The sequence below is a fragment of the Chryseobacterium wanjuense genome, from assembly GCF_900111495.1.
GTDB lineage: Bacteria > Bacteroidota > Bacteroidia > Flavobacteriales > Weeksellaceae > Chryseobacterium > Chryseobacterium wanjuense.
In genome coordinates, this window is record NZ_FOIU01000002.1 from 834554 (window position 1) to 848987 (window position 14434).

Genomic DNA, 14434 nt, shown 5'->3' on the forward strand with positions numbered 1-14434 from the left:
AACTTTACTCAAAGTACACTTCATGAAGAAAAAATTTACAGAAAAACAAATCCACATTTTAGACATAGCCGAAGAGCTGATTGCAAAAAAAGGTTACGAAGGCACATCCGTAAGAGACATTTGTTCCAAAGCCAATATCAACGTTGCGATGATCTCTTATTATTTCGGTTCCAAAGAAAAGATGATGTCGTATCTCTATCAGTACAGGGTATTGAAAACCAGAGAAAATTTTTCAGAATTTGCCGATACCATTAAAGACGGAAAACCGGAAATGCAGATGAAAGAAATTATTAAATATATTGTCGCTCAGTTATTTAAATATAATTATTTTCATGGATTTGTCACCCAGGAACTTCGCCACACCGACAATTTAAAGGATGAATTGCTGGATTTTTATCAGCTTTTTGTTAAAAAATTAGATGAAGTCATTAAAAAAGGCGTGGCTTCCGGAGTTTTTACCTTTACCCCAAAACCTGAAGATATTCTTACGACGATTATAGGCTCGACATTGTTTGTCATCCGCAACAGAAATTTTTACGAGCTTTATGTTCCGAACAAAAGCGAGGAAACTTACTCGAAAGAAGCCGAAAAAAAAGTGAGAATGAATCTTTTAATGAGTGTTTTTGCAATTTTGGGATACGCTGCAGACTAAAATTACGTTAAATAATCATAAAAAAAAATCTATTGGCAAAAAAGTTATATTTTTGCAAATTAGTAAATCGGCTGTATAATCCGAAAACTGTTGAATTTTTATATGAAAAAATATATTTTAGGTCTTTTTGCTGTATCTGTAGTGGCGTCATGCGTGAGTCAGCAGGAAAAAGCGATGAAAAGTGCTGATAAGAATTTCATTTTGAAAGCAGCTAATGAAAACTTTGCTAAAAAGAAGTGGAAGAATGCTTTGGCGCTTTATGACAGGCTTCCGAATCTTGTGGCAGGAACGGATGATGCTCCGAATGTGGTTTTTAATTCTGCATATGCGAATTATTATGATAAAAACTACAAATTGGCGGGTCACCAATTTAAGAACTTTTCCATAAGCTTTCCTCAGGATAGCAGAAAGGAGGAGGCGGCTTATATGTCGGCTTTATGTTACTACGAAGGATCTATGGATTATAACCTGGATCAGTCGAGTACGGAACTGGCAATTAATGAGCTTCAGGACTTTTTGAACAATTATCCGAATTCGGAAAGATCTAAAAATATCAATACTCTTATCGAGGAATTGTCTTATAAGTTGGAGTTTAAATCTTACGAAAATGCAAGACAATATTTCAGTATGGGAGATTACAAGGCTGCCAACGTAGCTTTGGAAAATGTACTGGAAGATTTCCCGAGTACAAAACTTCGTCCGAAAATTTATGATTATATCGTAAAATCCCGTTATGAGCTGGCTACAAAATCTGTTTATGACCTTAAAGATGAGCGTATTGAAAACGCATTGGCTTTTACAAGACAGATCGAAAAAGAAATGCCGAATACCGATGTTGCGAAAACAGCTTTAGACATCAGAGAAAAACTTGAAAAGGAAAAGAAAGATTTTGTTGTCGTTAAAAAACAGACGGAAGCAAGAATCGCAGCTTTAACGGAAAGACAAAAAAAGCTGGAAGCGAAGAACGCTGAAAAGACAAAAACGGAACAACAAATGAAAGATCAGGTAGATGCAGAGAAGAAAGCAATGCAGATCCAGAGGGATAGTGCGGCACTTCAGACACCTCCGCCGGCAGCGACTTTCAAAATTCAAAGATAATTCGTAAATTTGCGAACTTAAATAAAATTAATATTCTCAAAATGAGTGTAAAAGATACAAAAGCAGAAGTAAACACGATTACTTACGATAAGGATAAGATTGAAGACAAAGTAGGTTCAATCTACGAAGCGATTGTTATCATGGGAAAGAGAGCAGAACAGATCAACGCTGAAATTCGTACAGAATTGCACAATAAGCTTGATGAGTTTGCAGTTCACAATTCTACATTAGAAGAAGTTTTCGAAAACAGAGAGCAGATCGAAATCTCTAAACATTACGAAAAACTTCCGAAACCAACTTCTATTGCGATCGAAGAGTGGCTAAACGAAGACATTTACTTCAGAAAAACTGAAGAAAGAAAATAAAAACCGGTGTGTTTTTTATATATGAAGGTCATAAAGGAAATGAGTTCTTTTATGACCTTTGTTGTTTCCATGTGTTTGTGAGAAAAAATAAGTAATTTAGTATTTTAAAAAATTAAAACTAAATGAGTCTTTCTGGGAAAAAAATTCTCATCGCGATTTCTGGGGGAATTGCTGCTTTCAAAATTCATTTTCTCATCAGAGATTTTGTGAAAAAAGGAGCGGAAGTTCAGGTAATTATGACTCCTGATGCAGAACATTTTGTGACCAAACTGAGCATTTCAACATTATCGAAAAACCCTGTTTACACAGATTTTTATGGTGACAACGGAAGCTGGAACAGTCATGTGGAAATGGCTTTGTGGGCAGATGTCATGGTTGTGGCGCCTTGTACGGCAAATACATTGGCTAAAATGGTTCACGGGATTTGTGATAATTTGCTTATTGCAACCTATATGTCTGCAAAATGTCCCGTATTCATTGCGCCTGCGATGGATCTGGATATGTATGCTCACCCTTCCACAATAAAAAATCTGGAATTGGCTGAAAGCTATGGACACATCATCATCCCTGCGGAAAACGGAGAACTGGCCAGCGGATTGATCGGACAGGGAAGATTGGCAGAACCGGAAACAATTGCAAAAGCGGTAGAAGATTTTTTTGATGCAAACCGTACAAAAACATTGGAAGGAAAAACGGTTTTAATTACCGCCGGGCCAACTTACGAAGCCATTGATCCTGTACGTTTTATCGGAAATCATTCTTCCGGAAAAATGGGATTTTCTTTGGCTGAAGAAGCAGCAAAAAGAGGAGCTAAGGTTATCCTGATCTCGGGACCGAGCTCTCAGTCAATTAATAATAAAAATGTTGATGTACATAAAGTTACGTCTGCAAAAGAAATGCTGGCGAAAGTATTCGAATTTTATGATAAAATAGACATCGGAATTGCCAGTGCCGCCGTTGCAGACTACGCTCCGAAGGATGTTGCGAAGGAAAAAATCAAAAAAGATGATGATAATCTTACGATTGAATTAGTAAAAAATCCTGACATTCTCAGAACAATGGGAGAGAAGAAAACGCATCAGTTTTTGGTAGGTTTTGCTTTAGAAACGCAGAATGAAGAAGAGAATGCCAAAGGAAAATTAGCCAAGAAAAATCTGGATATGATCGTTTTAAACTCACTTCGAGATGAAGGTGCCGGTTTTAAAAATGATACCAATAAAATAAAAATATTCACCCCGACGGAAAAGAAAGAATTTGACCTGAAATCTAAAGATGATGTAGCCAAAGATATTTTGGATTTCGTTGAAGCTCAACTTTTAAAATAATTTTAATAAATTTCCGTTCTCAATTTTTAATAGATAATGAAAAAAATTTTAAGCATATTTTTACTTCTGTTTTTATTTAATCTTAATTTTTCTCAGGAATTATTAGCCACTGTTCAGGTAAATTCCCAGCAGATCGGGGGAACCAACCAGTCGGCTTACAAGGCATTGGAGAAAAGTCTTAGAGATTTTATCAACAATACGAGCTGGACAGGGAAGAAACTTCAGAATTTTGAAAAAATTAAATCCAATTTTGCGATCGTTATCACAGAAAGGGAAGGGAACCGTTTCAGAGGAAATATTGTGGTTCAGGCAGTTCGCCCGGTTTTTAATACAACCTATGAATCCCCGCTGATCAATCTTCAGGATACAAGGTTTTCGTTCGATTATGTAGAAAATGAGAATCTTATTTTTAATGAAAGACAGTTTTCCGGAAAAAATTTAATTGATGTTATCAGTTTTTATATATATATAATTTTAGGATACGATGCAGACAGCTTTCAATCGATGGGTGGAACCCAATGGTTTCAAAAAGCTCAGCAGATTGCACAAAACGGAGAATCTCAGAATACGTATGAAGGGTGGAAGCTGATCAAAGAACCAAGAGGCCGTTCCGTCCTGATCAAAGAAATAATGAGTCCGAACTGGAGCCAGGTGCGTGCAACGATGTACACTTATCATAGAGCCGGTCTGGATAATTTATTCAACCAGGATCAGGCTGCAGCAAAAAAAGTGATTTTTGATGCCTTAATGCAGTTGAAAATGTATGAAAACACCTTCCAACAATCTTATTACTTCAATCTTTTCCTGGATAATAAGTCTGACGAAATTTTTAATATCTTCAATTCAGGGAATAACGGGGGAATTGCACTTGCCGATCTCAAAAACGAAATGACCATTCTCGCTCCAAAATACACAGAAGAGAAATGGAGTAAGTGGAAACAGTAATGTTAACTTGAATCCTGAAGTCTAAAGTTCTATATTTGCAATAGCTAAGTAATCTGCTATTATCAATGCTTTCGAGAATTTATATTAAAAACTTTGCCCTGATTGATACCCTGGAGGTATCACTGCACAATGGTTTACAGGTGATCACTGGTGAAACTGGTGCCGGAAAATCTATTATTTTAGGTGCTTTGCGGCTTATTCTGGGGGAAAGGGCAGATGTGAAGTCGATCTCAAATGCAGAAGAAAAAAGCATTGTAGAGACAGAATTTGCTTTAAATAATCAATTCAAAAAATTCTTCATCGAAAACGATCTGGATTACGAGCTTCAGACAATTATCCGAAGAGAAATTCTGCCTTCCGGAAAATCCAGGGCATTCATCAATGATGTTCCGGTGACGCTGGATATCTTGAAAGAATTATCTTCTCAACTGATTGATATTCATTCTCAATTTGAAACATCCAATCTTTTTACTTCAGAATATCAGTTTAAAATTATCGACGGACTTTCCGGAAATAAACAGATTATCGAAGAATATCAGAAAGAGTTTTCAGATTTTCAAAGTTTAAAGATTCAGCTTAAAAAATATCAGACTCAGCTTTCCGAAACCAATAAAGAAAGCGATTACAAAGAATTTTTGTTAAACGAACTGGAAGAGCTGAAATTGGATGATGTAGATTATGAAGATCTGCAAAACCAGCTTTCTATCCAGGAAAATGCAGAGATGATTTCTGAAAATCTGGTTCAGGTTTTATCGAGATTCCATCAGGAAGAAGTCGGGATCTTGTCTTTTTTTAATGAAGCTAAAAACAAACTTTCAAAAATCGCAGAGGTTTCAAACGGATTTGCGGAGCTTGATGGCAGGCTGGAAACTTCTTTTGTTGAATTAAAAGATATCATTTCCGAGCTCGAAAATGAAGCGGAAAAAATTGAAATCAATCCTGAAAATTTAGCGATACTTTCCGAACTTAATAATAAAATCAACGCATTATTTCTAAAGCATAATGTTGTTGGTATTACGGAATTAAAGGAAATCAGAGATCAATTGGCAGGTGAACAGAAAGGTGCCTCCGAACTGGAAGCCCTGATTGCAGGCATTGAAGAAAGTATTTCTAAAAAAGAAAAAACACTTCAGACTTTAGCCGAAAAATTGTCTAAAAACAGAAAGAAAAATATTCCTGTTTTCATTAAAAAAGCAGAAGAGCTGCTTAAAAAACTAGGGCTGGAAAAGGCGAAAGTTGATATAGAATTGCAGGATTCTCCTGATTTCAACCAATTCGGAAAAGAAAATATCCAGCTTTTGTTCCAGGCGAATTCCGGTTTTCCTTTAAGACCGATTCAAACGGCTATTTCAGGCGGTGAAAGATCAAGAGTAATGCTGGCGGTAAAGAAAATCATTGCCGAAAGCGACGATCTTCCTACCTTGATTTTAGATGAAATCGACACCGGAGTTTCAGGAAAAGTAGCCGAAGAAATCGGAAATCTGATGCGTGAAATGTCCGCAGATATGCAGCTGATCGTTATCTCTCACCTGGCGCAGGTTGCCGCGAAAGGAAATAATAACTACAAAGTGGTAAAACAGGATGTTGCGGGTAAAACTCAATCCACAATCGTTCCTTTGAGCGACGACGAAAAGCTGAACGAAATTGCCCAACTACTTTCCGGAAGCAAGATCACGGAAGCGGCTTTGGCACAGGCGAAAGAGCTTATTGGATAAAGTTTGAAATAACATTTCAATCTCACATCATTAGAGAAATTACTTCAAAAAACATTTAGTGTTTAGAGATATCATCCTCAAGCCCTTAAAGGATTTATGCAAATATATCTTTTAAAATAGAACAAAATCCTGTAACATATTTTGCATTATATTTACTAATGTAAAAAAAATAACTATGTTTTTTAAATTCCTGAGATTAGAGTTCAAAAGTTTTTTTCGTGGTTCTTCTTTAGGGATCAATCTGGCGATGAAGATTCTCCGTTTTATCGGGATTCTTTATTTTATGGCGTGTTTTGCGGGAGCTGCATTCCTTATATTTTTCTTAACTCAGGAAAAAATGCAACAGAATCCGGTGAAAATTGTCTCCAGATTTTTAATTGCAGCCTGGGCGGTTGACTTGATTATCAAATATTTGTGGCAGGAATTGCCGACGCAAAATATCAAGCCTTTTCTTACCCTCAATATTTCTAAGAAAACATTGGTCAATTATATGTTAACCAAGACTTTTCTATCTGTATTCAGCTGGCTCAATTCTTTATTCTTCATTACTTTTTGTGGAATTGCCCTTTTTTATGGGTATAGTTTTACAGGGATCTTGGGATGGTTTGTCGGTGTCTCGCTGCTGTTTTATCTTAATAATTTTATCAATATCATTTTTAATGATAAAGAAACGGTTGCCATTGTTATCGGCTGTATTATTACGGCGGTTGCAGGTTTAACTTACTATAATATCGTTCCCGTACTAGATTATTCCGAAAGATTTTTCTTTAATTTTTATGAAAGACCTTATCTTACTGTGATACCGATCATTTTGTTTTTTGGTTTATGGAAGATCTGTTTTCATCATATCCATAAAGTTTTTTATCTGGATCAGGGGCTTGAAGCAAAAAAGGCAGTCGGAAAAACGGAAAATATTGCTTTTTTAAATAAATACGGTGCCATCGGAACTTTCATTAATAATGATATTAAAATGCTGAAACGTAATAAAGTGACAAAAGGCATTCTACTCGGAAGTTTTATGTTCCTTTTTTACGGATTGCTGATGTTCACTTCATCTATCTACAAAACTCCGGCGATGATGATGTTTATGGGATTGTTTGTGACGGGAGGTTTTCAATTCATGTTTGGGCAGAGGGTTCCGGCTTTTGACAGCTCTTATTACCCTTTGATGATGACGCTTAATGTTCCTTACAAAGAATATTTAAAGGCAAAATGGTGGCTTATGAATATCGTGACAGCTGCTTCCATCGTGGTGGCATTGTGTTATGCCTATTTTGGTTGGAATGTTTATTTAACGTTCTTTGCGGCAGGATTGTATAACATCGGGGTCAATTCCCAGTTTACGCTTTGGTCGGGAGCTTTCAACAAAACACAGATCGATCTTAATGCTAAAGAAAAAAGATTCGGACAAAAAAATAGCTTTAATATAAAGGCATTGTTACTGTTAATTCCAAAAATGTTTCTGCCGATGGCCGTTTTCGCAATTGTACAACGTTTCTTCGGAATCGAAGCCGGGGTTGCGAGTGTTGCAGTGATGGGCTTGATCGGGTTTTTATTAAGAGAAAAGATTTTCGATACCATCGTAAAACATTACAAAGTAGAAAAGTACAGTACATTAGAAGCATTCAAAAACAAAGATTAATATGATTACTATCAATAATTTATCAAAAACATACGGAAAAGCAACCGTTTTAAATATCGAGCATCTTGAAATTCCCAATGGAGAAACTTTCGGTCTGGTAGGAAACAACGGAGCAGGGAAAACAACTCTTTTCAGCTTGATGTTGGATCTTATCCAGGCGACAACCGGTTTTGTAAGCATCGACGGAATCAAGGTAAGTGAGTCTGAAGCATGGAAAAATAAAGTTTCAGCTTTTGTGGACGATTCTTTCCTCATCGGATATTTGACGCCGGAGGAATATTTCTATTTCATCGGAGAACTGAGAGGGCAGAACAAAGCTTCGGTAGATGAATTTTTAAAACAGTTTCATGATCTTTTTAATGGTGAAATTTTAAATTCAGGGAAATATGTCCGTGATTTATCCAAAGGAAACCAGAAGAAAGTAGGAATTGTAGGAGCCATTATCGGAAATCCTGAAATCATTATTCTGGATGAGCCTTTTGCCAATCTTGATCCTTCTACACAGATCAAATTGAAGAATTTAATTAAAGAATTATCAAAACAAGACGGGGTAACCTTCCTTATTTCCAGCCACGATCTTTCGCATACGACAGAGGTATGCAACAGGATTGTTGTTGTGAATAAAGGGTTATTGGTAAAAGATATTCAGACCAATCCGGAAACTTTGAAAGATCTTGAGCAGTACTTTGCAGATCAGATTTCTAGTCCGCTGGAAGCTGTTGAGGTCTCTGATTTAAAATAATCGATATAAATTAAACCTTCAAGGTTTGAATAAGTAAAAACTAATAATAATGAAAATAGAATCGCAAAACGTCACCGACTATCCGAACAGCAATACAATTTTCATGGTTTGGAGATTGGTAGATGATCCCAAGCTGAAGGAAATTTTCCAGCAATTAAGCGCTTTGGTATTGAATCTTAATAATTCCGTTTTCAACAGATTTCCCGACAGCAGGGCGAGCTGCGTGATGGGAATCGGGCATAATGCATGGAAAATCCTGGAGCTTCCGACTCCGCTTCCCAAAGAACTGGTGAATTTTGAAGAAATCAGAGGAGATAAGCATACCGCAGTTTCAACACCGGGAGACTTGCATTTTCATTTGAGGGCAGACGATAAAAGTATCATTTTTGATATGGCGATTGAGATTTCAAAATTATTAACGCCAGTTGCGGAAAGTATTCTGGAAATTCATGGATTTAAATATTGGGACGACCGTTCAATTCTCGGTTTTGTAGACGGAACGGAAAATCCGCACAATGAAGACCGGGATTTTTTCGCTAAAATAGGGGACGAAGATTTACAATATAAAGGAGGAAGTTATCTTTTTACTCAAAAATACCTTCACAATATCAACGCTTGGAGAAGTCTTTCGGTAGAGGAACAGGAGAAAGTAATCGGTCGGTCGAAGGAAAATGATATTGAAATGTCTGATGATGTAAAACCTTCCAATTCTCACATCGCATTGGCAAATATCGAAGGCGAAAACGGCGAAGAATTAAAAATTGTAAGAGACAACATGCCTTTCGGGAGTCCTTCCATGGGTGAATTTGGAACTTATTTTATTTCTTATGCGAGTACTTTCAGCACTACAAAAAAAATGCTGACGAATATGTTCATCGGTGATCCTCCGGGAAACCATGACCGGATTTTAGATTTCAGTACGGCAGTTACGGGAACGCTTTTCTTTATTCCGACAAAAAATATGCTGGATGATTTTTCAGGCTAAACAAAATAAAAACCTCAGAATTTCTGAGGTTTTCTAACATTTAATCTATCAATTAAAAAATCATTTTATTTTAAACTTCCCACCATATCTTCCGGTTTTACCCACTCGTCAAATTGCTCGGCGGTTAAAAGTCCCAGATTTACGGCTTCTTCTTTTAAAGTAGTTCCGTTCTTGTGGGCGGTTTTTGCGATTTTTGCTGCATTTTCGTAACCTATATGAGTGTTCAAAGCAGTTACCAGCATCAAAGATTTATCAACCAGTTCTTTGATTCTTTCATGATTTGGCTCAATTCCCACTGCACAATGGTCGTTAAACGAGATGCAAGCATCAGCAATTAATTGAGCAGATTGTAAGAAATTGTAAGCCATCACAGGTTTGAAAACGTTCAATTCATAATTTCCCTGAGTTCCTGCAAATGAGATCGTTGTATCATTTCCTAACACCTGAGCGCAAACCATTGTCATCGCTTCATTTTGTGTAGGATTTACTTTTCCCGGCATGATAGATGAACCTGGTTCGTTTTCCGGAATATGAATTTCCCCGATCCCCGAACGTGGCCCTGAAGCCAGTAATCTAATGTCTTGAGCAATTTTATATAAAGAAACAGCCAGTTGCTTCAATGCTCCGTGTGATTCTACGATAGCGTCATGAGCGGCCAAAGCCTCAAATTTATTTTCTGCGGTTACAAAAGGAAGGTTGGTAAATTTTGCAATATATTCGGCAACTTTTACATCATACCCTTGAGGAGTGTTCAATCCTGTTCCTACTGCAGTTCCTCCCAAAGCAAGTTCTGAAAGGTGAGGCAACGTGTTTTTTAAGGCTCTCAATCCAAATTCCAACTGAGCCACATATCCTGAAAATTCCTGACCTAAAGTTAATGGAGTAGCGTCCATTAAATGTGTTCTCCCGATTTTAACGATATCTTTAAAAGCAGCCGATTTTTCAGCTAGTGTATTTTTTAATTTTTCAACAGCAGGAATGGTTACTTCCACCACTTTTTTATAAGCAGCGATATGCATGGCAGTTGGATACGTGTCGTTGGAAGATTGGGATTTATTCACATCATCATTCGGGTGAATTTCCGATTTGTCCCCTAAAGTTCCGCCGTTGTTGACATGAGCTCTGTTTGAAATCACTTCATTCACATTCATGTTAGACTGGGTTCCCGAACCGGTTTGCCAGATCACCAAAGGAAATTGCTCGTTTAGTTTTCCTTCTAAGATTTCATCACAAACAGTAGCGATCATATCTCTTTTTTCGGCGGGAAGAACGCCCAAATCAGTATTGGTAAATGCTGCCGCTTTTTTTAAATAAGCAAAAGCTTCGATGATCTCGTGTGGCATAGAACCTTCCGGACCGATTTTGAAATTATTTCTGGAGCGTTCTGTCTGTGCGCCCCAAAACTTATCCGCAGGAACCTGCACTTCACCCATGGTGTCTTTTTCTATTCTGTAATTCATTGTGATTGAAATTTATTTTAATTTTTATTTGACCACAAAAGATTTATTTTAAATTTTAAGTTGAATAATAAAATCTTTAAAAGTTCACAAAAATGAAAATCTAATGAGTTCTTCTAAAACACTATTTAATTAAACTTAAAAATTACTAATGTGTTTAAAAAAATTTTGGGTCTTTTATGGTTAAAAATATTCTCCAATAAAATTACTCAATAATAAAAACCCTCGCAATTTATAATCATTATAAATATCAATCTAAGTCACTGATTTTACTCATGTTTTTTGCGTAAGCCGTATTTTTGCACCCAAAGAAAAAGTAGAATGGAATTTAGATATCAGGATCCGTATCCGATTCAGAAAGATGATACGGTGTACAAGAAGCTTACATCAGATTATGTAAAAGTTGAAAAACTGGGTGACAGAGAGATTTTAACCGTTGATCCGAAAGGTCTTGAGCTATTGGCAGAAGAAGCGATGGCAGATGTTTCCTTCATGCTTCGTTCTTCTCATTTGGAAAGTTTGAGGAGAATTATCGACGATCCTGAAGCTACAGATAACGACAGATTCGTTGCTTACAATTTATTGCAAAATGCTGCTGTAGCTGCTGAAGGAGCTTTACCTTCTTGCCAGGATACGGGAACGGCAATCGTGATGGGGAAAAAAGGAGAAAATGTGTATACGGGAGTAGATGACGGCGAATATTTAAGCAAAGGAATTTTTAATACTTATCAAAAAAGAAATTTAAGATATTCTCAGGTGGTTCCTTTAACGATGTTTGATGAGAAAAACTCAGGTTCCAATCTTCCGGCACAAATTGATATTTATGCTAAAAAAGGAGATTACTACGAATTTTTATTTTTAACAAAAGGAGGGGGTTCTGCCAACAAAACATTCTTATATCAAAAAACAAAATCTTTACTGAACGAAAAATCTCTGGAAGAGTTTATCAAGGAGAAAATTTCAGATTTGGGAACTGCTGCCTGTCCGCCTTATCATTTGGCTTTGGTAATCGGTGGAACTTCTGCTGAAGCTAATTTGGCGGCTGTGAAAAAAGCATCTGCAAAATATTACGACAATCTTCCGACGGAAGGAAACGAAGCGGGCCAGGCTTTCAGAGATCTGGAGTGGGAAGCTAAAGTTCAGAAAATCTGCCAGGAAAGTGCAATTGGAGCACAGTTTGGTGGGAAATATCTGACACACGACGTGAGAGTGATCAGGCTTCCTCGTCACGCGGCTTCTTGCCCTGTTGGAATGGGAGTTTCTTGTTCGGCAGACAGAAATATTAAAGGAAAAATTACGAAAGAAGGTATTTTCCTTGAGCAACTGGAGCAGGATCCGAAAAGATTTTTACCGGCAACGCCACCACATTTGGAGGAAGCGGTAGAAATTGATTTAAATAAACCCATGCAGGAAATTTTAGCGGAACTTTCAAAATATCCAATCAAAACTAGATTAAAATTAAACGGAACGCTGATCGTTGCAAGAGACATTGCTCACGCAAAAATCAAAGAAATTATCGATAGCGGAAAACCGATGCCTGAATATTTTAAAAATCACCCGATTTATTATGCCGGACCTGCAAAAACTCCGGAAGGAATGGCTTCAGGAAGCTTCGGGCCGACAACGGCAGGTAGAATGGATGTGTATGTGGATGAATTCCAAAGCCATGGCGGAAGCATGATCATGCTGGCAAAAGGAAACAGAAGTAAAGATGTGACAAATGCTTGTAATAAATACGGAGGTTTCTATTTGGGATCTATCGGAGGACCTGCTGCAATCCTGGCAAAAGATAATATTGTGTCTGTAGATGTAGTAGATTTCCCGGAATTGGGTATGGAAGCGGTAAGAAAAATTGAAGTAAAAGACTTCCCTGCGTTCATCATTACGGATGATAAAGGGAATGATTTCTTTGCAAATTTGGCGCATTAAAATAAAAAAGACAAATTGATGATAGACGAAAAGATAGTAGATTGTTGGTCTATTCTCTATTTGTGTATTATCTTCTTTGTCTACTTATTAGTTTAAAATTAAAATAAATAATAAAAATAGGGCGTATATCTTTTGTGTACAAAAATAAAAAGTCCTATTTTTGCCTAAAATCTTTAAGAAATGATAATGATTTTATCAGCATTTTGGCCGTTTTACCAGTTCCTTTGGACAATCTTTTTCTTTACAATGTTCCTTGTAGGATTCTGGTGTATTTTTATGTTCTTCGGTTTTGTAATTCCATTGTGGTTGACTGAAGGTTTAAAGGAGTATTTCGGAAAAGTGAAGCCATTCGATCCGGAAGATATCAGAAGAAAAATGATTTATGAACAGGAAGGAGTGGAAGTAATCTTCAGCGAGCCTAAAGGGAACGGTCCTTTCTTACACGATAGTCACGGACATCATCATTAATTGATTTTGTCATTGTTTTCTCACCTGAATTCTGAGAAAGCAATATCAAAGCAAAACAACATATATTAAACCACTTATTTTTGTAAGTGGTTTTTTCGTTTACCCATTTCTCAGTTTTTCCGGTGAGATGCCGAATTTCTTTTTAAATGCCCTTGTAAAATTCTGTACATATTCATATCCGCATTCTATGGCAATTTCTTTAATCATGATTTTTTTATTAATGATCATTTTTTTTGCTTTCAGCATTCTTAATTCTGCAATATAATCACTCACAGTAATGTTGTACTGAGCCTTGAATTCTTTTCGGATTTTATTCTGATTAATACCGATGCGTTTTCCGATTTCTTCAACTTTGATGTTTTCGTGATAATTTTCATCAACAAATTTTTTGATCATCGAAGGGATTTCCGGACTTTCTTCAACGGTGTTTTTTTCATTAAACTGTTCGAAAATCAGGATTAAAAGTTTAATAATTTTTGCTTCAATGAAAAGTTTCTGCATCACTCCTTTTTTAGAATAGCTTACAATTTCCTTTACAATCATATGCATTTCAACCGTCATGTAAGGCGGAGTCTGCTTATGAAGAAAAATATAATTGTTTTTGATCATATTTTCGAGAATATCAGCATTTTCTTTATTGGATTCAGGATTGATGAGGTGGAAAATATAGTCATAATTAATCTGAATTTGTAGATAATGCAGAGTTTCCAGATTTTCCGTCCAGAGCTCAGCTGTACTTTCCTGCGGCGAATAATGAAGTATGTACTGATTTTTTTTAAAACTAAATCTTGTCCCGCAATCCTGGGCTTCGAGATGAATATTCTGGCTCAGCAAAAAAAGTAAGTTAAAACTCGATTTCCCCTCAATCATCATCGATCTTGAAAATTTTTCAGGATACAAATCTTCCTGCAAACAAATTTCAATGTCATCGGATCTGAACAATATTTTTCTATCAGGTTGATTCTTCATTCGAGCATTTTTACGGTATGGTACAATTTTAAGCAAAAGCTGAGTACAGGATAACAAAAAGTTTGATAATGATAACCTGCGGTTAATAATGTCAGCTAATTTTGCACAAAATTAAATATAATTTAGAATAAATAAAAATAAT

At 36.4% G+C, this 14434-nt stretch carries 13 protein-coding genes; 11 read left to right on the forward strand and 2 right to left on the reverse strand.

What is annotated here, in order from left to right:
* The first annotated feature begins 22 nt into the window (after positions 1–22).
* The 9 genes from BMX24_RS15625 to BMX24_RS15665 all read left to right on the forward strand — a co-directional run bounded on the left by BMX24_RS15625 (position 23) and on the right by BMX24_RS15665 (position 9469).
* Complete coding sequence (locus tag BMX24_RS15625) at positions 23–652, forward strand: TetR/AcrR family transcriptional regulator (RefSeq protein WP_089794322.1); 630 nt, start codon at positions 23–25, stop codon at positions 650–652.
* Between the two features lie 102 nt (positions 653–754).
* Positions 755–1750, forward strand: a complete 996-nt coding sequence (locus tag BMX24_RS15630; protein ID WP_089794324.1) for an outer membrane protein assembly factor BamD — start codon at positions 755–757, stop codon at positions 1748–1750.
* 41 nt (positions 1751–1791) lie between these two features.
* The gene (locus BMX24_RS15635; RefSeq protein WP_027378789.1) at positions 1792–2115 is read left to right on the forward strand and encodes a DNA-directed RNA polymerase subunit omega; all 324 of its coding nucleotides are present in this window, start codon (positions 1792–1794) and stop codon (positions 2113–2115) included.
* Positions 2116–2237: 122 nt separating this feature from the next.
* Positions 2238–3440, forward strand: a complete 1203-nt coding sequence (gene coaBC / locus BMX24_RS15640; RefSeq protein ID WP_089794326.1) for a bifunctional phosphopantothenoylcysteine decarboxylase/phosphopantothenate--cysteine ligase CoaBC — start codon at positions 2238–2240, stop codon at positions 3438–3440.
* Positions 3441–3476: 36 nt separating this feature from the next.
* A complete protein-coding gene (gene porD / locus BMX24_RS15645) occupies positions 3477–4385 on the forward strand; it encodes a type IX secretion system protein PorD (RefSeq protein ID WP_089794328.1) in 909 nt (302 codons plus the stop codon).
* A gap of 65 nt (positions 4386–4450) precedes the next feature.
* The gene (locus BMX24_RS15650) at positions 4451–6100 is read left to right on the forward strand and encodes a DNA repair protein RecN (protein ID WP_089794330.1); all 1650 of its coding nucleotides are present in this window, start codon (positions 4451–4453) and stop codon (positions 6098–6100) included.
* 175 nt (positions 6101–6275) lie between these two features.
* Positions 6276–7742 (forward strand): DUF5687 family protein, encoded by a 1467-nt coding sequence (locus BMX24_RS15655; RefSeq protein WP_089794332.1) that lies wholly within the window; start codon positions 6276–6278, stop codon positions 7740–7742.
* Position 7743: 1 nt separating this feature from the next.
* Positions 7744–8484: an ABC transporter ATP-binding protein gene (locus tag BMX24_RS15660; RefSeq protein ID WP_089794334.1), complete on the forward strand. Its 741-nt coding sequence runs from the start codon at positions 7744–7746 to the stop codon at positions 8482–8484.
* Between the two features lie 49 nt (positions 8485–8533).
* Entirely contained in the window at positions 8534–9469 is a 936-nt protein-coding gene (locus BMX24_RS15665) for a Dyp-type peroxidase (RefSeq protein ID WP_089794336.1), read from the forward strand.
* Between the two features lie 65 nt (positions 9470–9534).
* Here BMX24_RS15665 and fumC read toward each other — a convergent pair whose 3' ends face one another.
* Positions 9535–10929, reverse strand: coding sequence for a class II fumarate hydratase (fumC, locus tag BMX24_RS15670; RefSeq protein ID WP_089794338.1), 1395 nt, complete (start codon positions 10927–10929; stop codon positions 9535–9537).
* A gap of 318 nt (positions 10930–11247) precedes the next feature.
* Here fumC and BMX24_RS15675 point away from each other — a divergent pair, with 318 nt between their 5' ends.
* Together BMX24_RS15675 and BMX24_RS15680 are read left to right on the forward strand one after the other, a co-directional pair.
* Positions 11248–12855, forward strand: coding sequence for a fumarate hydratase (locus BMX24_RS15675; protein WP_089794340.1), 1608 nt, complete (start codon positions 11248–11250; stop codon positions 12853–12855).
* Between the two features lie 186 nt (positions 12856–13041).
* Positions 13042–13323, forward strand: coding sequence for a hypothetical protein (locus BMX24_RS15680; protein WP_089794341.1), 282 nt, complete (start codon positions 13042–13044; stop codon positions 13321–13323).
* 99 nt (positions 13324–13422) lie between these two features.
* Here BMX24_RS15680 and BMX24_RS15685 read toward each other — a convergent pair whose 3' ends face one another.
* Positions 13423–14292 carry an AraC family transcriptional regulator gene (locus BMX24_RS15685; RefSeq protein WP_089794343.1) on the reverse strand — a complete coding sequence of 290 codons (870 nt, stop codon included), beginning with the start codon at positions 14290–14292 and terminating at the stop codon, positions 13423–13425.
* Positions 14293–14434 lie beyond the last annotated feature (142 nt).

Coding starts and splice junctions, on each gene's coding strand:
- porD (WP_089794328.1), top strand. CDS start 3,477: ATGAAAAAAATTTTAAGCATATTTTTACTTCTGTTTTTATTTAATCTT.
- BMX24_RS15650 (WP_089794330.1), top strand. CDS start 4,451: ATGCTTTCGAGAATTTATATTAAAAACTTTGCCCTGATTGATACCCTG.
- BMX24_RS15660 (WP_089794334.1), top strand. CDS start 7,744: ATGATTACTATCAATAATTTATCAAAAACATACGGAAAAGCAACCGTT.
- BMX24_RS15665 (WP_089794336.1), top strand. CDS start 8,534: ATGAAAATAGAATCGCAAAACGTCACCGACTATCCGAACAGCAATACA.
- BMX24_RS15635 (WP_027378789.1), top strand. CDS start 1,792: ATGAGTGTAAAAGATACAAAAGCAGAAGTAAACACGATTACTTACGAT.
- BMX24_RS15625 (WP_089794322.1), top strand. CDS start 23: ATGAAGAAAAAATTTACAGAAAAACAAATCCACATTTTAGACATAGCC.
- BMX24_RS15655 (WP_089794332.1), top strand. CDS start 6,276: ATGTTTTTTAAATTCCTGAGATTAGAGTTCAAAAGTTTTTTTCGTGGT.
- fumC (WP_089794338.1), bottom strand. CDS start 10,929: ATGAATTACAGAATAGAAAAAGACACCATGGGTGAAGTGCAGGTTCCT.
- BMX24_RS15675 (WP_089794340.1), top strand. CDS start 11,248: ATGGAATTTAGATATCAGGATCCGTATCCGATTCAGAAAGATGATACG.
- BMX24_RS15685 (WP_089794343.1), bottom strand. CDS start 14,292: ATGAAGAATCAACCTGATAGAAAAATATTGTTCAGATCCGATGACATT.
- coaBC (WP_089794326.1), top strand. CDS start 2,238: ATGAGTCTTTCTGGGAAAAAAATTCTCATCGCGATTTCTGGGGGAATT.
- BMX24_RS15630 (WP_089794324.1), top strand. CDS start 755: ATGAAAAAATATATTTTAGGTCTTTTTGCTGTATCTGTAGTGGCGTCA.
- BMX24_RS15680 (WP_089794341.1), top strand. CDS start 13,042: ATGATTTTATCAGCATTTTGGCCGTTTTACCAGTTCCTTTGGACAATC.